Origin of the sequence: Kitasatospora sp. NPDC048722, from assembly GCF_040650235.1 — a bacterium.
In the GTDB taxonomy this organism is placed as follows: domain Bacteria; phylum Actinomycetota; class Actinomycetes; order Streptomycetales; family Streptomycetaceae; genus Kitasatospora.
In genome coordinates, this window is sequence record NZ_JBEZGX010000001.1 from 316,400 (window position 1) to 335,568 (window position 19,169).

A 19,169-nucleotide genomic window follows, 5' to 3' on the forward strand; every position below is an offset into this window, starting at 1 on the left:
AGTTCCGACACCAGTTCCGACACCAGTTCCGACACCAGTTCCGACACCAGTTCCGACACCAGTTCCGACACCAGTTCCGACACCAGTTCCGACACCCGTGAGGAGCGTCCGAAGCCGTGAACAGCCCCCAAGGCAGCACCCGGCCGGCCGTCCTGCCCACCCTGCTCGGCCTCGGCCCGCGCGCCGAACGCCGCCGTCGCGCCCTGCCCGCCGGGATACTGCGACTGCCCACCATCGGCGTCGACATCGGCGGCACCAAGGTCGTCGCGGGCGTCGTGGACGGCGAGGGCAAGGTGCTGGAGAAGCTGCGCACCGACACCCCGCACAAGAGCAAGAGCCCCAAGGTCGTCGAGGACGTGATCGTCGAACTGGTGCTGGAGCTCGCCGACCGGCACGACGTCCACGCCGTCGGCATCGGCGCGGCCGGCTGGGTGGACGCCGACCGCGCCACGGTGCTCTTCGCCCCCCACCTCAACTGGCGCAACGAGCCGCTCCAGCAGGCGCTCAGCGAGCGGCTGCGGTTCCCGGTGATCGTCGAGAACGACGCCAACGCGGCGGCCTGGGCCGAGTGGCGCTTCGGTGCCGGGCGCGGCGAGGACCACATGGTGATGCTCACGCTGGGCACCGGCATCGGCGGGGCCGTCGTGCGCGACGGCTACGTCGACCGCGGCAAGTACGGGCTCGCGGGCGAGTTCGGGCACATGCAGGTGGTGCCCGGCGGCCACCGGTGCCCGTGCGGCAACCGGGGCTGCTGGGAGCAGTACTCCTCCGGCAACGCGCTGGTGCGCGACGCGCGCGAGCTCGTCGCCGAGGAGTCGCCGGTGGTGCAGCCGCTGCTGGCCCGCGCCGGCGGGACCGTCGACGGCATCACCGGCCCGCTGGTCACCGAGGCCGCGCAGGCAGGCGACCCGACGGCGACCGAGCTGCTCTACGAGGTCGGCACGTGGCTGGGTGTCGGCATCGCCAATCTGGCCGCGGCCCTCGACCCGGGCCGGTTCGTCATCGGCGGCGGCGTCTCCGAGGCCGGCGACCTCCTGCTCGGGCCCGCCCGGGACACCTTCCGCCGCACCCTCACCGGCCGCGGCTTCCGCCCCGAGGCCGCCATCGTCCACGCCGCCCTCGGCAACGAGGCGGGCCTGGTCGGCGCCGCCGACCTCGCCCGCCAGGTCGCTCGCCGCTTCCGCACGATCAAGCGCCGCCGGGTCGAGCGCAGCGCGCTGTAGGGCGGGCGGGGGACGGCGAACAGCTTTCAGCGAACAGATGACAGATAACAGATGACAGATTTCGTCTTCTGTCATCTGTTCGCTGCCGGCTGTCGGCAATCCCCAGCCCGCCGGCTTTCGAAGGGTCAGCCCGCGGCCTTCCAGCGGTCCCGCCCGTCCGAGGCCGGGCCGCAGATCATCGGGGTGCCCTTGCTGCTGACGCCGAGCGCGCCCGCCGGCGAGCAGAAAGCGCCGGGGTGAACGGTCCCGACGGAGCCCCCGCCCGAGGTCGAGCCCCCGCCCGAGGTCGAGCCGGAGCCACTGCCGGACCCCGACCCGGACCCCGAGCCGCCGCCGGTCGTGGTTCCGCCGCCGTCGGCAGGGTGGGTCGCGGGCGGGGTGCTGGGCTTGGGGGCGGCCGGAGCGGGTGCCTCCGTGTGCTGCGGGGCGGGCGGTGTCGCGGCCGGGGCGGGTGCCGGAGGCTCGGCCGGGGCGGGCTCGGCCGTCGCGGTCGGCGTCGGCGTGGGTGTCGGGGTCGGCGTGGGTGCCGGGGTGGCCGCGGGCGTCTGCGTGGGCGTGGCCGTGGCGGTCACCGTCACGGCCGGGCTCGGGGCCGGCACGGGTGTGCGGTCGGCCGGCTTGGGGCCGAAGACCGCACCGATCCAGACGAGGCTGCAGAACGCCGCCACCGCCGTGCTGAGGAGCTTGCGCCACAGGGGGCGCGGCCAGGTCCAGGCGATCGCGAACGCCGCGAACGGGAAGACCAGGAAGCTGCCGAGGTGCACCGCCCGGTGCTGCCACCAGGGGCGGCGCGGGGGAGCGGCGGGCATCGGGGGCGGCGGAGGCGGGACCGGGTGCACGGCGGCGATGTGTCCTTCTTGTGTTGGAACTGCAGTGAACCCGCATACGGTATGGGGCTGGTGAAGGCATTCCCGCTGCCTCCGGGGGGATCGATTCCGGACTGTGATCTTCGGATCGCCGGAGGTCCCGCCGGGGGCCGGCCGCCGCACTTCGCCGGTGCGGTGTGGTTGTCGAGATCACACCTCCTGTGAAACAACGGAGTTGACGCCGACTCAGGAGGAATGGGATGAGGGCTCTGACCCGTCTCGCGCCACCGTTGTTGCTCGCGACTGCTCTGGTGTGGTCCGTCGCCGGGCCGGCCGGGGCGGTGGCGCCCCCGGCCCACGTGCCGGAGGCGGTCGGGTGGGGCGGGGCCGTGTCCACGGTCTCCGCGGAGGCGACCGCCGCCGGGATCGAGGTGCTGCGCAAGGGCGGGAACGCGGTGGACGCGGCCGTCGCCGCCGCCGCGGCCCTCGGCGTCACCGAGCCCTACTCGTCGGGGATCGGCGGGGGCGGGTACTTCGTCTACTACGACCACGCCACCGGCCGCGTGCACACCATCGACGGCCGCGAGACCGCCGGCCGCACCGCCGACGCCGGGCTCTTCCTGGAGGGCGGAAAGCCGCTCGCCTTCCCCGACGCCGTCACCAGCGGCCTGTCGGTCGGCGTCCCCGGCACCGCGGCCACCTGGGACGACGCGCTGCGGCAGTGGGGCACCCGCTCGCTCGCCGAGAACCTGCGGCCCGCCGAGCGGATCGCCGACGACGGCTTCGTCGTCAACGCCACCTTCCGCGGCATGACCGAGGACAACTACAGCCGCTTCAAGGACTTCCCGGCCACGGCCGAGCTGTTCCTGCCCGGCGGCAAGCTCCCCGAGGTCGGTTCCGTCCTGCGAAACCCCGATCTAGCCGCCACCTACCGGCAGTTGGGCAAGGACGGCACCAAGGCGTTCTACCAGGGCGACATCGGCCGGGACGTCGTCAACACCCTCCAGCACCCGCCGGTCGACCCCGCCTCCGGGCGCAACGCCCGCCCCGGCAAGGTCGACACCGCCGACCTCGCCTCCTACGCGGTCCGCCGCCAGGCCCCGACGCACGTCGCCTACCGGGACTACGACGTCTACTCGATCGCCCCGTCCAGCTCCGGCGGCACCACCGTCGGCGAGGCCCTCGGCATCCTGGAGAACGGCGACGTCTCCGGCTACAGCAGCACGCAGTACTACCACCACTTCCTGGAGGCCTCCCGGATCGCCTTCGCCGACCGCAACCGCTGGGTCGGCGACCCGCGCTTCTCGGACGTGCCGACGAAGGAACTGCTCTCGCCCGACTACGCCGCCTCCCGGGCCTGCCTGATCAGCCCGGACAAGGCCCTGGGCAGCCCGCTCGCCCCCGGCGACCCGTACGACCCGGCCGAGTGCGCGGACGGTGGCCAGGCCGCGCCCGAGCCGTACGAGGGCCAGAACACCACGCACCTCACCGTGGCCGACCGCTGGGGCAACGTCGTCGCGTACACCCTGTCCATCGAACAGACCGGTGGCAGCGGCATCACCGTCCCCGGCCGCGGCTTCCTGCTCAACAACGAGCTGACCGACTTCGACTTCGCCCCGCTCGCCGCCGGCGTGCCCGACCCCAACCTGCCCGGGCCCGGCAAGCGGCCGCGCTCGTCGATGTCGCCCACCGTCGTGCTGCGCGACGGCCGGCCGCTGCTCGCCACCGGCAGCCCCGGCGGCGCGACCATCATCACCACCACCCTCCAGGTGCTCCTCGGCCGCCTCGACCGCGGCCTGAGCCTGGAGCAGGCCATCGCCGCGCCGCGCGCCAGCCAGCGCAACACCGCCACCACCCAGGCCGAGCCGGGCTTCCTCGCGCTGCCCGAGCGGTCCGGGCTGGAGGCGCTCGGGCAGCGCTTCAGTCCGGTGGACGAGATCGGTGCCGCGACCGGCGTCGAGCGGCTGCCGGACGGCCGCTGGGTGGCCGCGGCCGAACCCGTGCGGCGCGGCGGCGGCGCGGCCGCCGTGGTCCGGCCCGCGGGCTGAGGTGCGGACCGGAGCCTGCCGGGATTGTCGGTAGCGGGCGGTATGTTCGGGGTGGGCGCTCCCAGCGGGCGCCCGCCCCGTCCGCCGTCCGTACGACCCGGGAAGGCCGCCCGCCGTGACCGTCCGCATCGCCACCTGGAACATCAACTCCGTCACCGCGCGGCTGCCCAAGCTCCTGGAGTGGCTGGAGAGCGCCAAGCCCGACGTGCTCTGCCTCCAGGAGCTCAAGTGCGCGGCCGACGCCTTCCCCTACGAGGAGGTCCGCGCGCTCGGCTACGAGACGGCCGCCCACGGCACCGGCCGGTGGAACGGCGTCGCGATCGTCTCCCGGCTCGGCCTCGACGACGTCGTGCGGGACCTGCCCGGCCAGCCCGGCTACCTCGCCGACGACGCCCTGCTGCCCGACGTCGAGCCCCGCGCCATCGCCGCCACCTGCGGCCCCGTCCGGGTCTGGTCCGTCTACGTGCCCAACGGCCGCGAGGTCGACCACGCGCACTACCGCTACAAGCTGGAGTGGCTGGAGGCCCTGCGCAAGGCCTCCGCCGAGGACGCCGCCGGGCCGCGCCCCTTCGCCGTCCTCGGGGACTTCAACATCGCCCCCACCGACGAGGACGTCTTCGACGTCGCCGCCTTCGAGGGCCTCACCCACGTCACCCCGGCCGAGCGGGCCGCGCTGGAGGCCCTCGGCGAGGTCGGCCTGCACGACGTCGTGCCCCGCCCGCTCAAGTACGACCGCCCCTACACCTATTGGGACTACCGCCAGCTGGCGTTCCCGAAGAACCGGGGCATGCGCATCGACCTCACCTACGCCAACCAGCCCTTCGCCGACGCTGTCACCGACAGCTACGTCGACCGCGAGGCGCGCAAGGGCAAGGGCACCTCGGACCACGCCCCGGTGGTCGTCGACCTGGACCTCTGAGTCACGCACGGCTACCGCCCGTAACCCGAACGGTCCTGCGCGGTGGCCGGGCGCCGAAGGGGTGCCTACCGTCGGTGAATGACCGGGTGCGGTTGTTCGACCACGTGGACATGGGAGTCCCCGGCCGCGCCCGAGAATCCCGGAGGTTCCGGCATGCGCCCCACGCGTACGGCCGCCGCCGCCCTGATCGGCGCGACGGTACTGACCGGTCTGACGGCCCCCCTCGCGATCGCCAGGGACGGTGCGGCCTCGGTCAGCCCGTCCCAGGCCGCACCGGGCCAGACCGTGACGGTCACGGTCTCCTGCGAGAAGTCGGACAAACCCGACGCGAAGACCATCACCGCCCACTCGGCGGCCTTCGAGGGCGGCCCGGCCACCCTCACCCTGGGCCCGGACGGCAAGCACAGCGGCTCCGCGCGCCTGGCCGGCCAGCATGGCGGGGACAGCAAGGTCGACGGCACCTGTCCCGACGGCGGTGCCTTCTCCACGTCCGTCACCGTCACCACCGTCACGGGCCCGGACAAGGGCACCGACAAGGGCGCCGACAAGGGCGCCGACAACGGCCTGGGCGACTGGGGCAAGGCGGCCGGGGAGTGGGCCGGTTCGCTCGGTCAGTCCGGCGCCGGGAACCAGCAGGTCGCCCCGCACGGCACCGTCCACACCGGCCTCGGCGGCTCGGTCGCGGGCAACCCGGCCGAGCTGGCCGGCGGCCTGGTGCTCGTCGCGGGCGGGGTCGGCGGCTTCTGGCTGCTGCGCAGGCGCGGTGCCTGATGGCTCCTCCGCGTGCCTCCCGCTCGCATCCGCCGCGCCGCCGGACCGTTCTCGGACCGGCGGCGCGGTGGTGTCTGACGGGGTTGCGGCGGTGTCCCGAGGCACCAGGGCCTCGGGGCGGGCTCAGGCCTGCCGCTGCTCGGCCTTCAGGGCGCCGTCGGCCAGCAGGTACTGGGCGAGGATGTACGTCGCCATGATCCAGAACTGATGCCCCGGCAGCTCGCGCCACTTCGCCAGCTGGGTGGCGATCAGGGTGTCGGAGAGCAGGAACAGCGCCCCGCCGAGGCCGGTGCGCCAGCCCAGCCCCGCCGAGGTGACGGCGGTCGAGGCGAGCAGCAGGCTGTAGCCCGCCACCGGCACCTGGAGGTCCCCGAGGTCCGGCCAGAGCTGCCCGATCATGCCGGCCCACGCCCCCGCGTACGCGGCCGCCACCAGCAGGGCGCGCTTGCGGTCGGTGAGCGCCCCCTGGCGCACGAACATCGTCACGTAGCACACGTGCGCCGCCGCGAAGGAACCCATTCCGGCCAGGAACGCCGTGTCGTCCTTGAACTGGAGCAGCACGTCCCCGCCCGCGCTCAGCAGTAGCGCCGGTGTCAGCAGCTTCGGTGCCTCCCGCTGCGCCGCCGTCGCCGCCGAGGCGCTGTGCGCGGCCAGCAGGGGCATCAGGGCGGGCTTGGTGGCGTTGCGGAGCGCCGGGGTGCCGGAGAGGATCGCGCCGAGGTGTGCCGCCGAGGTGGCCGCGAAGCCGCCCAGCAGGCCGGTGGTCGAGCGCAGGCGCCCGCCGAGGAGGGCGCGGGTGGTCGTACTGATGCTCATGCGGCTGCTGACCTCCGGGGATGAGGGTGGGGGAACGGGTCTCGCGCTCGAACCCTAGGCGACCGCCCGGCGCGGCGGTAGACCGGGTTACCGGTGCGTAACCCCGTCCCGGGGCAGGGGATGACACCCCGGCGAGGGGCACCTGAGGAGCGCGACGGGACTGTGACGGGGGCGCGACGGCGCTGTGGTGACGGTGCCCGCGGGCCGTCGGCGGCGTAGCGGAGGGCGGGCGGCCACTTGGCCGGGATGTCCGCCCGGGGCCCGGTTGCTGCCGACGGGTGACCCGGCCACCGTCTAGTCTGGTCCCCGACATGGAGCAGCAGGAGTACGCGGCCTCCGCCACTCGGTTGGCGGACGGCAGGCCGGACGGGCGCACGGGCGGAACGGGGCGAGGGACCACCGACGCCGTCCTCGCCGTACCCGCCCCCGCCGCTGCACCCGCGACCGCCTGTGCATCCGTCACGCCGTCCGCCCCCGTTTCCGGCGGCAGGTCTGACGGTGTGAAGGGACAGTTCCCGGCGGATCAGGAGCTGTCGCCGGATCCAGGGCTGCTGCGGCTCGCGCACTGGTTCGCCGCGGCAGGCCCCGGTGTCGCCGACGACCTGTGCACCGCGTCCTTCGGCCTCTATCCGGCCCGGCACTTCGGCGTGCCGGCCGACGTGCCGGCCGATGCCGACATCAGCTGGTGGCACGGTCCCACCGCGCACGCCGCCGCCGTGCGCCGCGTCCGCGAGGCCCGCCCGGTGCGCGGCCTGCGCCGCGCCCGTCGGGACGCCGCCGCACTGCCCGTCGTGCGCTCAGGCGCCAAGGCGGGCAAGCCCGGCAGGCACCGCAAGCCCGAGCGGACCCGGCCGCTGCCCGGTGCGCAGGATCGTTCCGCCCAGGAGCGGGAGACCGAGGGGCGCGCAGCCCAGGCCTGCGACGTGCAGGCGTGCGAAATCCAGCCGCGTGACGTCCAGCCGCGTGACGCCCAGGACTGCGTTGCCCAGCAGCGTGATGCTCAGGACCACGCCCCGCATGACCACGCCCCGCAAGACCACGCCCCGCATGACCACGGCCCCCAGGACCCGCCGCACTCCGACGCCGCCGCCGAACGCCGCATCGCCGCCCGGCTGTTGCTCGCCCACCCCCTCGTCACCGCCTCCGGCCCGCACGCCGACGGCTTTCCGCTGATCCGCCGTCACCGCGACTGGCTCACCGAGCGCTTCGACACCCTGCTCGGCTACCGCCTCGTCGTCGGCCCCTGGCACGCCCGCCTCTACAAGGCCGGCCTCGGCCCCGCCGCCGCCCGCCGCCTCCACGACCCCGGCACCGGCACCCCGTTCACCCCCGCCGGCTACGCCCAGCTCGCCCTCGCGCTCGCCCTGCTCGTCGACGCCCCCGAGCAACTCCCGTACCGGCGGCTGCTCGACGCCATGCACGCCGCCGCGCCCGACCTGCCCGCCGCGCCCGCCGACCGCGCCATGGCCCTCGCCGCGCTCGCCGACTGGCAGGTGCTCGACGGCCTCCCGGACGACCCGGCCGTCCCCGCCGACCGCTCCTGCGTGCTCACCGTCGACCGCGAACTCGCCCGCGCCGTCCCCGCCGGCCCGCCCGCCCTCGCCGACGGCGCCGCCGACCTCATCCGCCGCGCCGCCGACGCCGAACCCGCCACCGCCGTGCGCCGCCTGCTCGCCGAGACCCCCGCCGTCCTCGCCGCCGACCTCCCCGGCGAACAGCGTGCCTGGCTGCGCGACCACCGGCTCAGCGGACCCGCCGCGCTCGGCGAATTCCTCGGCCTGGAGGCGGAGTTGCGGGCCGAGGGGGTGGCCCTGCTGGACCCGGCCGACGAACTGACCGACCTCGCCCTGCCCGGCGCCGGCACCCTGTCGCAGGCGGCCCTGCTGCTCGTCGAGCGCCTCGTCGAGGAGGTCCGCCCGCTGCCCGGCGACCCGACCGACGGCGACGTGCCGATCCCCGACGCGCTGATAGACGGCGTCCTGGGCGACATCGCCGACGAGTACGGCCTCCCGGCCGGCTGGCACCGCGACTACCTCGCCGACCGCACCGCGCTGCGCCGCGACGCCCTCGACCTCCTGCACCGCCTGGGCCTGATCACCCCCGCCCCGCGTGCGACCCGGCCACCGGCGTGGCTCCTTCGCCCCCCGGCCGCCCGCTACGCCCCCGCGCTGGACCTCCGCCCTTCGCCGGGCACGGGCCGCCACTCCCGCCGCGACGAGGGCGAGTAAGGCCCTCCCTCCCGGCCCCTCCCTCCCGGCCCCTTCCTCCCGGCCCCTTCCTCCCGGGCCCGTCTCTCCGGGGGTCTCGCCAGCGCACCCGGTCCGGCCATGCGAAAAGCACCGCGCCCGTGGGGGACGGCGGTGCCGGTGGGTCCAATGGGGCGGCCGGTTACTTGCCGGCAGTGGCCGTCGTCGTCACCGTGTCGTGCTGGACGGTCTCCACGGTCGCGCCGACGCCGAAGGTGCCGAGGGCGATGGAGGCGAGGACGGCGGCGCAGGCGAGCAGGCGGCGGTGGCGCTGGGGGAGCGGGAAGCGCGGTTCCTGGTGGGTCGCCGAAGGGAGGGCGTTCATGTCACGGAGGGTGGCAGGGCGGGATGAACGGTCGGTACGCACGGGTTAAGTCCGGACGGGGGTTGGACGTCGGTTGGGGCGGATACGTCCCATCCTGGCTCGGGTGGGGCGTCGTGGCTGGTCAGACGGGTGGTGTGCGGTCTCGGTGGCCCGCGTCGGCGAGGGCCTCGCCGACCGCGACGCGGACCGCGTCCCGCAGTCCGTGGGCCGCCGGGTGGAAACGGGTCGGCCCGGCGGCCGGGTCCTCCCGCAGTTCCTTCACCAGGGACACGCAGAGCAGCAGCATCACGACGACGAACGGCAGCGCGACGAGGATCGTCGCGTTCTGCAGGGCGGTGAGCCCGCCCGCGAGCAGCAGGTCGCCGAGCCGAAGACGGTGGCGAACACGGCGAGCAGGTCGATCGCCCTCCCCGGCCAGCCGTCCGCGCCGCGCTGCCCGATCAGCGGCACGAAGGCCGAGGAGATCCGGTTGCCCCGGCGCTTGCGGAAGGTGGTGTAGGCGAGTGCGAGGCCGCCGACGGCGTAGATCGCCCACGGGTGCAGGGTCCAGTGGAACAACGAGAACTCCATGGCCTGCTGGGCTGCGGCGGCGCTCTGCGGTTCGAGGCCGGAGCCGGGCTGCGGGGCGGCGAACAGCTGCAGCGGCTCGCCGACGCCGTAGAACATGAGGCCGATGCCCATGCCGGCGCTGAACATCATCGCGACCCACGCGAGGGTGGAGAACTCGGGCTCGTCGTCGTCGCGGCCGAGCCTGATGCGGCCGAAGCGGCTGAAGGCCAGCAGGACGGTGAGGGCGAGGAACACGTCGGCGGCGACGACGAACAGCCAGCCGAAGGTGTGCAGGACCCAGTCGAGCGCCGTCTTCGAGGTCCGGCCGAGGGAGTCCTCGGCGAAGATTCCCCAGGCGACCACAGCCAGGACCAGGACGGCGCCGACCCCGAACACCACCCGGTCGACGGGGAGGGTCGCAGCGGGTTCGTCCGGGCCCTTGGGGCGGGGCTCGGACTGCGGCGGCTGGGTGCTCATCGGGCCTACCTCTCGTACCTCGCGGGGCGGACCGGGACGGCGGCGATATGACGGGGATTCGGCTGCATGTCGCACTATGTCCGGTTCGCACCGCGCGGGCGCGGAGGGCGCGCCGGGGAGGCGGCGAGAGGGCACTCACGTCCCGTCACCGCCGCTCGCCGGCGGAGGGTCAGGCCGCGTACTGGTGCGCGGGGGCGTGCGCGGTGGTCAGGCCGCGTACTCGTGCGTCGGGGCGTGCGCGGTGGTGAGGTAGCGGGCGAGGGCCTGGCGGCTTCGGGTCAGCTCGTCGATGCGCGAGTCGATGTCGGCGAGTTCGCCGCGCAGCGTGGCGAGCAGGTCCGGGCAGGCCTCCAGGGCCGGGACCGGGCCGGTGGCGCAGGGGAGGATCTCGGCGATGACACGGGTGGACAGGCCGGCCGCGAGCAGGCTGCGGATCTGCCGCACCCGGACGGTGTCGGCCTCGGCGTACTCGCGGTAGCCGGCGGCGGAGCGGGCCGGTTCGAGCAGGCCCTGCTCCTCGTAGTAGCGGAGCAGGCGGGTGGACACCCCGGTCAGGCGGGAGACTTCTCCGATGCGCATGACCGGGCGAACGTCCCGTCGGCGGGCGGTGTTCCCCGCCGTTGCCCGCTGCTCCCCGGGGTGCCCACGGTGCTAGGCGGCCGTGGCGTCCAGCTCCTTGAGGAAGTCGAGCACCACGGAGCGCAGTTCGGGCAGCCGCTCGACCACGGGGAGGTGGCCGCAGGGGATCTCGGCGAGGCGGGCGCCGGGGATCCCGTCGGCCAGGAGGCGGTGCTGGCCGGGCGGCACGAGCTGGTCCTCGGCGGTGCTGACGACCAGGGCCGGCACGGCTATCGCGGCGAGCTCCGCGCGTACGTCGGCCCGGCCCGCCAGCCGGAACTGCTGTCGGAAGCCCGGCGGGACGGGCGAGTTGAGCGACTCCCGCAGGAACGCGAGGTCGTCGGGGGAGAGCGCGTCGATCCACGTCCCGCCGAGCACGACGGTGAGCATCAGACGGGTCAGGTCGGCCGGGCGGTCGGCGAGGTCGATGGCGAGGTCGGCCAGCAGTCGCAGCCGCGCCGAGCCGCCGGCCACGCCCGCGAGGAGCAGCAGCGAGCGGACCCGCCCGGGGTGGCGGGTGGCGGCGCGGACGGCGACGGCGGCGCCGAGCGAGTAGCCGGCCAGGTCGAAGGTGTCGAGGCCCTCCTCGTCGGCGGTCGCCACGAGCCGGTCGGCGAGGTCGTCGAGGGTGGGCTCGCCGGGCTCGTACGGGGTGTCGCCGGAGCCCGGGTAGTCGGGGGCGACGACGGTGCGGTGGGCGGCGAGGTCGGTCAGCAGCGGGCCCCAGTTGTCCCGGGCGCTGCCGCCGGCGCCGTGGGCGAGCAGCAGGCCGGGGCCGGTGCCGCGGACGATCCGGGCGAGCGGGGGGAAGGGGGTGGATGCCATCGCGGGTGCTCCTGTCGGTGGGTGCGGGGCTCGGCTCGTCCGTACGGTAGGTGTTCACACCGGTGAGAAGGTCAAGCCCCCGGCCGTCTTACCGGGGGGCCGGGCGTGGCCGTACCATCCGGAGCGTGACGGAACGGTGGCGCACAGTGCCTTCCGTCCGGAGGGAAGGAGTCCGCCCATGGCCGATGACGTCCATGCGCCAGCCCACGCACCAGCCGAGGTGTCCGTTCGGAAATCCGCCCGCGAGCCCGTCCGTGAGTCCATCGGCGAATCCGCCCACGAGTCCGTCCGTGAGTCCGACTCTGGGTCCGACTCTGAGTCCGTCCACGAGCCCGTCCAGGAGTTCGTTCGCGTGCCCGGGATCGCCAAGCCGCTGCCCGCGGCGTGGTTCGTGCCGCACGACACCAACGCCGAGATGCGCTGGGACGCGCTGCGCGGCGCGGACGGCGGCGCGGCGATCGGCCGGCACGTCCCGGTGGAACGGTTCTTCGTCCGCAACCACACCCGTACCCCGTTGATCGACCCCGGCACGTGGCGGCTGCGGCTGTTCGGCACCGGTCTGCGCGGCTCCCCGTCCGCCGACCGGCCGGTCGAGTTCTCCCTCGACGACCTCCGGGCCCTGCCGCGCACCCGGGTCAGCGCCCTGATCGAGTGCGCCGGGAACGGCCGCAGCTACTACGCGAGCCGCCAGCACCAGCGCGTCCCGGGCACGCCCTGGGCGCTCGGCGGCGTCGGCTCCGCGAGCTGGTACGGCGTCCGGCTCGCGGACGTGCTGCGCGAGGCCGGGCTGGGCCCCGGGGCGGTCGACCTGCTGCCGGTCGGCCTCGACCCGCATTACGTCCGCGACGGCGTCGACCACGGCCCGGTGCGCCGTCCGCTGCCGCTCGCCAAGGCGCTGGACGACGTGCTGCTCGCCTACGGGATGAACGGCGAACCGCTGACGCCCGACCACGGCGCGCCGGCCCGCCTGGTGGTGCCGGGCTGGGTGGGCATCGCGTCGATCAAGTGGCTCGGCTCGATCGAGGTCGCCGACCGGCCGCTGTCCTCGCCCTGGAACACCGACTTCTACCGGATGTTCGGCCGCGGCCACCCGTCGACCGGCGGCGCCCCGCTGACCCGGCAGGTGCCGAAGTGCGCCTTCGAGCTCGCCGAGGGCGCCGTGCTCGCGGCCGGGCACACCCACCGGCTGCACGGCCGCTCGTGGTCCGGCGGGGCCGCGGTGCTCCGGGTGGAGGTGAGCGACGACGGCGGTCGGACGTGGCGCCGCGCCGAGCTGCACGACGAGCCGCGCGCCCGCGACTGGACGCGCTGGAGCATCGCCTGGCGCCCCACGGGGCCCGGCCGCCACGAGCTGCTCGCCCGAGCGACGGACCGCCGGGGCGCTACGCAGCCGCGCTCGGCGGAGTTCAACCGGGAGGGCTACCTGTTCGGCGCGGTGGTGGCCCACCCGGTGACGGTGGTCGCGGGACCGGCGCCCGCCGGGGGCCGGGCCTAGGCGGTGGTCGGGACCGGCGTGGTCTGGACCGCGCCGGCCGGTACGCCGGTGGTCTGGACCGCGGTCGACGGGACCGCGGTCTGGACCTCGTAGGGAGCCGGGTAGGGCGTTTCGTACGGGGCCAGGACCAGCCGCACCACGTCCTCCAGGCGCCGCCTGGCGTCCCCGAGCGTCGTCCGGCCGGTCACCCACGCGGTCAGCTCGCCCTGCCAGGCGTGGCCCACGATGTGCCGCACGAGGTCGCTCGCGGCGCCGGGCACCTCGCCCATCAGCGCCTGGAGCGCGGCGCTGTCGGCCCGGGCCATGCCCTGCAGTGCCTCGCTGGCGAAGGGGTCGGTGGACGCGGCGACGGCCACCCGCAGCCGTGCCAGCTCGGGCTGGCGCTGGTAGGCGCGCATTCCGCCGCGGACGAACCGCACCGCCCGGTCCGTGGCACCCAGTCCGGCGCGTGGCCCGCGAAGCTCGGCCACCAGGTCGGCCAGCAGCAGGCGGTGCCACTCGGCGATCGCCGCCGCCAGGAGGTGGTCCTTGGAGGAGAAGTAGCGGTACGCCGTCCCCAGGGCGACTCCGGACCGCTCGCAGACCTGCTTCATCTGCAGTCGCTCGACGCCGATCTCGTTCACCAGGGCGAGCGCCGCCGCGATCAGGCTTTCGCGGCGTTCGAGCTGACGCGGAGACATCGTCTCCACCGGCCGTGGTGACAGGTCAACCTTGGTCACCCGCACCATGATACGGGCCGGGGCCGCTCAGGAGTATGACGCCGACCGGCCCCCTTCCGTTCGCCGGGCGGTCACCGCCGTGCCGGGGAGGCCCGGGACGGCGGTGAGCAGGGCGGTGCCGGTCGCCGGGCAGGGCCCGGCTCAGCGCCGTTCCCGGATCAGCGCCTCCTGCACGGCCGAGGCGACGAGCCGCCCGTCCCGGTCGTAGAACTCGCCGAGCGACAGCCCCCGGCCGTCCGAGGAGGACGGGCTGCGCTGGGCGAACAGCAGCCACTCGTCGGCCCGGAACGGGCGGTGGAACCACATCGCGTGGTCCAGCGAGGCCATCAGCAGCCGGGGCGGCTCGATGCGCCGGAAGAAGTTCGGCTGCACGTGCAGTCCGGCGGTGGACGCGAGGGTGAGGTCGGACAGGTAGGTGAGCGCGCACGTGTGCAGGAGCGGGTCGCCGTCCGGCAGTGGGGAGCCGGTGCGCAGCCAGACGAACTGCTGCGGCATCCCCGGGACGGCCTCCGGCAGGCCGGGCGCGTCGTCCGGGACGAAGCGCAGTTCGAGCTCGCGGAAGCCCTCGGTGCGGGCGAGGGCCTCGCGGGCGGCCGGCTCCCAGAGCGAGAACGCGTCCGGCAGACCGTCGGGGCCGGGCACGGGGGGCGCCGGGCGGTGGCGGTCGGCGGCCGGCTCGGGGCGCTTGAAGGACGCGGAGAGCGTGAAGATCGCGTTCCCGTTCTGCACCGCCGTGACGCGGCGGGTGGTGTAGGACATGCCGTCGCGGACCCGGTCGACCTCGTAGTCGATCGGCTCGGTCGGGTCGCCGGGCAGCAGGAAGTAGCTGTGCAGCGAGTGCACCGCGCGTTCGCCGTCGCAGGTGCGCCCGGCGGCGGTCAGCGCCTGCGCGGCGACCTGTCCGCCGAACGCGCGCATCGGCGCCCCGGCGTGGCAGCGGCCCCGGAACGTGTTCTCGTCCAGCCGCTCGATCTTCAGCAGCGTGGCGAAGGAGCCGGCCGGGGCGTCGGCTCGTCTCGCCTGTTCGGTCAGGTCGGTCACGGGCCCATAGTGGCAGATGCCAACCGGTGGCGGTGTGACGTGGGTAACCCTCAAGGGGGCGAAACAGATGTAGAACCTGTTTCAGTCGAGGATGTGGGTGAGGAATTGTCAGTGCCCTCACCTAGCGTGCTCGGCATGACGCAATCCGCACACGCGTACGCCTATCTGCGACCCTCCGCCGTCCTCGATCCGGACGCCGCGGGTGCCGGTCGGCGGCTCGACCTGGCCACCTCGGGCGGGGCCACGCCGCTCGGCGCGGCGGCCAACCCGCGGTTCTTCGCGGGCTTCCTCGCCGACCCGGCGCCGGCCGCCGCCGCGCTGCTCGCGGTCGCGGACGTCGCCGCCGCGCGTTACTACCAGCCGCAGCTGCGCGCCTCGCTCGACCCGGTGGTCACCGCCAACGGGGACCGGCTGCGCTTCGAGTCCTTCTCCGGCTGCTGCGGCGTCTACGCCCGGCTCGACGTGCTGGAGGCCGGACTCGACGGCGACGACATCGGCCACGGCACCACCAACGTGGACGTCAACAACCCGCTGCGCGAGGCCCTCACGCGGATAGGCCCGGCCGAGCCGCTGCACCTCGCGGTCGGGCCGGACGCGCTGGAGGTCACCACCTTCGACGGGCCGGTGGTGGAGAAGAAGGTGCCGCTGCCCGAGCGCTGGCTGCGCGGCTTCGCCGAGACGCAGGTCATCGCCGCCGGCTTCGACCTGCGGGCCGAGCTGCCCGCGGCGGAGGCGGTCCGCTTCCTGCGCTCGCTGCCGCGCGGAGGGCGCAGCGGCGGGCGCAGCGGCGTCGGGTGGGTCGTGCCGGCCGGGCGCACCCTGCGGCCGACCACCCGTCCGGTGCCCGGCGCGGTCTGCCTGCCCGGCCCCGAGCGGCTGGTCGCGCTCCAGCGGGTGCTGCGGCACGCGCTCGCGCTGCGGGTGTACGGGCCGGCGGCCGGTGCGGCCCCGGCCGGCCCGGCGGCCTCCGCGTGGGAGGTCGTGCTGCCGGGCATGCGGCTGACGCTGACGCTCTCCCCGGACGCCTCGCGCGGTTTCTCCGGCGAGGGTGGTGTGCTCGGGGCCCTGGCCGCCGGCACCGTCGAGCGGGACGCCGAGCTCGTCTCCGTCCTGCTCGCGTGGGAGCCGCGGATCGAGGTCGCCGACCTGGCCGAGCAGTCCGGGCTCACCCCGGAGCGGGTGCGGGCCGCGCTCACCAGGCTCGGCACCGCCGGGCAGATCGGCTACGACACCGCCGAGGCCGCCCACTTCCACCGGCAGCTCCCGTACGACGCCGGGCGGGCCGAGGCGGCGAACCCGCGGCTGCGGGCCGCGCGGGCGCTCGTCGCGGCGGGCGCGGTGCGGCTGGAGGAGGGCGGTGCGACGGCCGTCGTCACGGTGGACGACCACGTCCAGCGGGTGCGGACGGACGAGGCGGGCCGGGTGAGCTGCACCTGCCTGTGGTGGGCCAAGTACCGCGGCGGGCGCGGGCCGTGCAAGCACGCGCTCGCGGTGGGGATCGTACGGGACGGCAAGGAGGCCGGGGCGTGAACGCGGTGGCATCGGTGGCGGGCGCGGCGGGCGCGGCGGACGTGGTGGACGCAGCGAACGCGGCGGACGGCGTGGGCGAGCTGCTGGCGGCCGTCCGGAGCGGGTCGGTGAAGGCGGTGCCCGGACTGCTCGCCGCGCTTGACCCGGCGCAGCGGCGGGCCTGCGTGCCCGGGCTGAAGGAGCAGCGCCGGGAGATCCGCGGCGAGTGGTCGAACCTCGCGAACGCGCGGGCCGCTGCCCTGCTGGTCGCCGGGGCCGGCTGCCACGCGGGCCCGGCCGGTGCGGCCACCTGGATCGGCGGGCGGGATTTCGGCGGGCGCAGCGGCACGCTGCCCCGGGAGCTGGCCGTGGTCGTCGAGGCGCAGCCGGTGGAGTGGCAGGTCGAGGTGGCCGCGCGGCTCGCCGAGCGGGCTGCGCCGGGCTGGGGCTGGTCGCTCCATCCGGTGGTCGAGGCCGTGGTGCGGCGCACCGGGTGCGCGGTGCCGCAGAGCGAGCCGTTCGTCCGGCAGTGGGTGGACGGCAAGATCGTCGGCGCCACCGGCCCGCGTCCGACGCTCGCGGATGAGCTGCGCGCCGACGCCTTCACCCCCGTGCTGATGCCGAGGGTCTTCGAACTCGATGACGTCGGAGGGCTGTTGTCCTGGCGGCTCAGCCCCCGGCCCGGGGACGTGTTCGCCGAGGCCGTCGCGGAGCTCGCGACGTCCGGAACGCTGGAGCGCGGCGAGGTGCTCGACCGCTGCCTGGCCCGGCTGCTGCGCGGCGGGAGACTCCCCGACCAGCGCGTCTTCCTGGACGTGTTGCGCGCCCTCGCGCCCACGCGTGAGGAGTTCGCCGGGCGGGCACGGGACTTGGTGGCGATGCTGGACGGTCTGGCGGTCATCGCCGGGTACGCGCAGGAGGTGCTGGCCGGGCTGGACGAGGCCGGGTTGGTGGAGCCCGAACTGCTGGGCGAGGCCTCGGCGGTGGTGCTGTTCCGGGCGGAGAAGAAGCTGGTGCGCGCGCAGTTGGGGTGGCTGGACAAGGCGGCCCGGCGCTCGCCGGAGCGTGCGGGCGCGGTGGTGCTCGCCGCGTCCGGGGCGTTCGGGCACCCGGACGCGGGCGTCCAGGAGCGGGCGTTGAACGTGGTGGCCCGTCACCTCAAGGCGGCCGGGAGCGCGGTGCTGCCCGAACTCCTCTTCGCCGCAGAGGGGCTGAACCCCGTCCATCATCCGCGGGCGGGTGAGCTGTTCGGTGCGCCGGTCGGCGGGGACGACCCGGACACCGGGTGGAACGAGCTGCTGCCGCCCGTTCCCGAGCCGCTGCCGCTCGGGGCGCCGATCGCCTCGGCGGCGGAGGTCGCGGAGGAGCTGTCGGCGCTGCTCGCGTCCTCGGCGCCGGAGGTCGCGGTGTTCGAGCGCGTCCTGGACGGGCTCGTGCGGCACGCCTGCGAGGACCGGGCCGCGCTCGTCGAGGCGCTGGGGCCGGTCCTGCGGGTGCACGAGTGGAACGGCGTCGGGCGCTGGCAGGACTGCGGTCCTGAGGGCGTCCTCCACGTGGCGACGGCGGCGGCCGGCCGGACGCCGCCGCACCGGCTCTGGGAGTTCCTCGGCGGCAAGGGCCGCTCCCCGCTGCGCGGCGACCACACGACGCCGTACGGCCGGGTGCTCGCCGCCCGGCTGGAGGAGGCGGCGTGGCAGGTGACCGCGAACCGGCCGCCGTACCTGCTGGCCACGCCCACCGACGCGACCGGCGCGCTGGACGCGGCGGCGCTGGTCGAGCGGCTGGCCGGGTACGCGGCGGCGGGCGTCACGCCGGGCCAGGCGGACCTGTGCTCGGCGCTGCTGCGGGTCGGGCCGGCCGATACCGGCGTGCTCCGCGCGGCGGAGGCGGTGCCCACGCCCGCCGGGCGGTGGGTGGCGCAGTGGCTGCGCGGCGGCGGCCTGCCCGCCCAGCCGTCGGAGCGGGTGGTCTTCGCACCCGGCCGGGGCGCGCGGAGCTCGCACTTCTACGGCGAGCGCTGGTGGGAGGACCTGCACCGGGTCGCCGTCGCCCAGCCGGGCCTCGGCGCCGGGCCCGAGGGGCCGGCGGGCGAGCGGCTCGCGGGCGACTTCCGGGCGCTGCTGGACGGCACCGAGCCGAGCGTGGCGCGGGTCCGGGCGCAGCGGCAGTGGCTGTGGACGCCGACGGCGCACTGGGCGGCGATGCTGCCGTGGCACCGCGAGGAGCTGGCCGCCCGCTGGCTCGACTGGTTCGCCGCGGCGGCCGACCTCGACGAGCGCGGGGCCGGGCCGGTGCTGCCCGTGCTCGCCGAGGCAGGCGGGCGGGCGGGGCTCGCGCTGCACCTGGTCCTCGGGTACGGGCTCGGTGCCCGGCACGCGGAGGACCGGACGGCGGCCGTCGACGCGCTGCTCGTACTGGCCGCCCGCGGCGACCTCGACGGCGCGCTCCTCGGGCGGGAGCTGGGCGCGCTGGTCGAGTGCGGTGCGGTGAAGCTCACCCGGCTCGCCTCGGCGCTGGGCCTCGCGGCCGGGACGGGGGCGTACGCGACGGTGTGGTCGGTGCTCGGTGCCGCGCTGCCCGTCCTGCTGGCGGGGGACCAGGGCGTGCGCGGCCTCGGCGACCTCGTCGCGCTGGCCGCCGACTGCGCCCGCCGGACGGGGGCGCGCGGTGCGATCGCCGAGGTGACGGGCGCGGCGGCGAAGGGCGGCTCGGGCCGGGTCGTGAAGGAGGCCCGGGCGCTGCGGGACGTCCTGGGAGCGTAGGGCGTAGGGCGTAGGGCGCA

15 protein-coding genes and 1 pseudogene are annotated in these 19,169 nt (G+C 75.5%); 8 read left to right on the forward strand and 8 right to left on the reverse strand.

Annotated elements, in window-relative coordinates; all coding sequences use genetic code 11:
* The first annotated feature begins 161 nt into the window (after positions 1-161).
* Complete coding sequence (locus tag AB0C76_RS01370) at positions 162-1,223, forward strand: ROK family glucokinase (RefSeq protein ID WP_359958099.1); 1,062 nt, start codon at positions 162-164, stop codon at positions 1,221-1,223.
* 125 nt (positions 1,224-1,348) lie between these two features.
* On the opposite strand, the gene AB0C76_RS01375 is transcribed toward AB0C76_RS01370, so the two are convergent.
* Positions 1,349-2,032 carry a hypothetical protein gene (locus AB0C76_RS01375; protein WP_359957778.1) on the reverse strand — a complete coding sequence of 228 codons (684 nt, stop codon included), beginning with the start codon at positions 2,030-2,032 and terminating at the stop codon, positions 1,349-1,351.
* Between the two features lie 257 nt (positions 2,033-2,289).
* On the opposite strand from AB0C76_RS01375, the gene ggt reads away from it, so the two are divergent.
* The 3 genes from ggt to AB0C76_RS01390 all read left to right on the forward strand — a co-directional run bounded on the left by ggt (position 2,290) and on the right by AB0C76_RS01390 (position 5,767).
* Complete coding sequence (ggt, locus tag AB0C76_RS01380) at positions 2,290-4,077, forward strand: gamma-glutamyltransferase (RefSeq protein ID WP_359957780.1); 1,788 nt, start codon at positions 2,290-2,292, stop codon at positions 4,075-4,077.
* 115 nt (positions 4,078-4,192) lie between these two features.
* The gene (locus AB0C76_RS01385) at positions 4,193-4,996 is read left to right on the forward strand and encodes an exodeoxyribonuclease III (RefSeq protein WP_359957783.1); all 804 of its coding nucleotides are present in this window, start codon (positions 4,193-4,195) and stop codon (positions 4,994-4,996) included.
* Between the two features lie 153 nt (positions 4,997-5,149).
* The gene (locus AB0C76_RS01390; protein WP_359957786.1) at positions 5,150-5,767 is read left to right on the forward strand and encodes a hypothetical protein; all 618 of its coding nucleotides are present in this window, start codon (positions 5,150-5,152) and stop codon (positions 5,765-5,767) included.
* Positions 5,768-5,890: 123 nt separating this feature from the next.
* Here AB0C76_RS01390 and AB0C76_RS01395 read toward each other — a convergent pair whose 3' ends face one another.
* Positions 5,891-6,583, reverse strand: a complete 693-nt coding sequence (locus AB0C76_RS01395) for a lysoplasmalogenase (RefSeq protein ID WP_359957789.1) — start codon at positions 6,581-6,583, stop codon at positions 5,891-5,893.
* 500 nt (positions 6,584-7,083) lie between these two features.
* On the opposite strand from AB0C76_RS01395, the gene AB0C76_RS01400 reads away from it, so the two are divergent.
* A complete protein-coding gene (locus tag AB0C76_RS01400; RefSeq protein WP_359957791.1) occupies positions 7,084-8,811 on the forward strand; it encodes a DUF2398 family protein in 1,728 nt (575 codons plus the stop codon).
* 160 nt (positions 8,812-8,971) lie between these two features.
* Here the strand turns inward: AB0C76_RS01400 and AB0C76_RS01405 are convergent, their stop codons facing one another.
* The 4 genes and pseudogenes from AB0C76_RS01405 to AB0C76_RS01420 form a co-directional block, all read right to left on the reverse strand.
* Positions 8,972-9,154 (reverse strand): hypothetical protein, encoded by a 183-nt coding sequence (locus tag AB0C76_RS01405; protein ID WP_359957794.1) that lies wholly within the window; start codon positions 9,152-9,154, stop codon positions 8,972-8,974.
* 154 nt (positions 9,155-9,308) lie between these two features.
* Positions 9,309-10,180 (reverse strand): annotated as a pseudogene (locus AB0C76_RS01410) (BCCT family transporter); the annotation flags it as partial.
* Positions 10,181-10,387: 207 nt separating this feature from the next.
* On the reverse strand, positions 10,388-10,759 hold the full coding sequence (locus AB0C76_RS01415) for a MerR family transcriptional regulator (RefSeq protein WP_359957797.1): 372 nt from the start codon (positions 10,757-10,759) through the stop codon (positions 10,388-10,390).
* Positions 10,760-10,831: 72 nt separating this feature from the next.
* Positions 10,832-11,623, reverse strand: coding sequence for an alpha/beta fold hydrolase (locus AB0C76_RS01420; protein WP_359957800.1), 792 nt, complete (start codon positions 11,621-11,623; stop codon positions 10,832-10,834).
* A gap of 352 nt (positions 11,624-11,975) precedes the next feature.
* On the opposite strand from AB0C76_RS01420, the gene AB0C76_RS01425 reads away from it, so the two are divergent.
* A complete protein-coding gene (locus AB0C76_RS01425; RefSeq protein ID WP_359957803.1) occupies positions 11,976-13,118 on the forward strand; it encodes a sulfite oxidase in 1,143 nt (380 codons plus the stop codon).
* On the opposite strand, the gene AB0C76_RS01430 is transcribed toward AB0C76_RS01425, so the two are convergent.
* Positions 13,115-13,837, reverse strand: a complete 723-nt coding sequence (locus AB0C76_RS01430) for a TetR/AcrR family transcriptional regulator (RefSeq protein WP_359957806.1) — start codon at positions 13,835-13,837, stop codon at positions 13,115-13,117. The two genes, AB0C76_RS01425 and AB0C76_RS01430, sit on opposite strands and share 4 nt — an antisense overlap.
* A gap of 141 nt (positions 13,838-13,978) precedes the next feature.
* A complete protein-coding gene (locus AB0C76_RS01435) occupies positions 13,979-14,878 on the reverse strand; it encodes an acyl-CoA thioesterase II (protein WP_359957809.1) in 900 nt (299 codons plus the stop codon).
* Between the two features lie 135 nt (positions 14,879-15,013).
* On the opposite strand from AB0C76_RS01435, the gene AB0C76_RS01440 reads away from it, so the two are divergent.
* Together AB0C76_RS01440 and AB0C76_RS01445 are read left to right on the forward strand one after the other, a co-directional pair.
* The gene (locus AB0C76_RS01440; RefSeq protein ID WP_359957812.1) at positions 15,014-16,408 is read left to right on the forward strand and encodes an SWIM zinc finger family protein; all 1,395 of its coding nucleotides are present in this window, start codon (positions 15,014-15,016) and stop codon (positions 16,406-16,408) included.
* Positions 16,405-19,149 carry a DUF6493 family protein gene (locus tag AB0C76_RS01445; protein ID WP_359957815.1) on the forward strand — a complete coding sequence of 915 codons (2,745 nt, stop codon included), beginning with the start codon at positions 16,405-16,407 and terminating at the stop codon, positions 19,147-19,149. The genes AB0C76_RS01440 and AB0C76_RS01445 overlap by 4 nt, the downstream gene beginning before the upstream one ends.
* The last annotated feature ends 20 nt before the right edge of the window (positions 19,150-19,169 follow it).

Bases quoted from the DNA above. Each gene is read 5' to 3' on its own strand.
- AB0C76_RS01415 (WP_359957797.1), bottom strand. From the start codon at position 10,759: ATGCGCATCGGAGAAGTCTCCCGCCTGACCGGGGTGTCCACCCGCCTG.
- AB0C76_RS01405 (WP_359957794.1), bottom strand. From the start codon at position 9,154: ATGAACGCCCTCCCTTCGGCGACCCACCAGGAACCGCGCTTCCCGCTC.
- AB0C76_RS01420 (WP_359957800.1), bottom strand. From the start codon at position 11,623: ATGGCATCCACCCCCTTCCCCCCGCTCGCCCGGATCGTCCGCGGCACC.
- AB0C76_RS01395 (WP_359957789.1), bottom strand. From the start codon at position 6,583: ATGAGCATCAGTACGACCACCCGCGCCCTCCTCGGCGGGCGCCTGCGC.
- ggt (WP_359957780.1), top strand. From the start codon at position 2,290: ATGAGGGCTCTGACCCGTCTCGCGCCACCGTTGTTGCTCGCGACTGCT.
- AB0C76_RS01375 (WP_359957778.1), bottom strand. From the start codon at position 2,032: ATGCCCGCCGCTCCCCCGCGCCGCCCCTGGTGGCAGCACCGGGCGGTG.
- AB0C76_RS01440 (WP_359957812.1), top strand. From the start codon at position 15,014: ATGACGCAATCCGCACACGCGTACGCCTATCTGCGACCCTCCGCCGTC.
- AB0C76_RS01390 (WP_359957786.1), top strand. From the start codon at position 5,150: ATGCGCCCCACGCGTACGGCCGCCGCCGCCCTGATCGGCGCGACGGTA.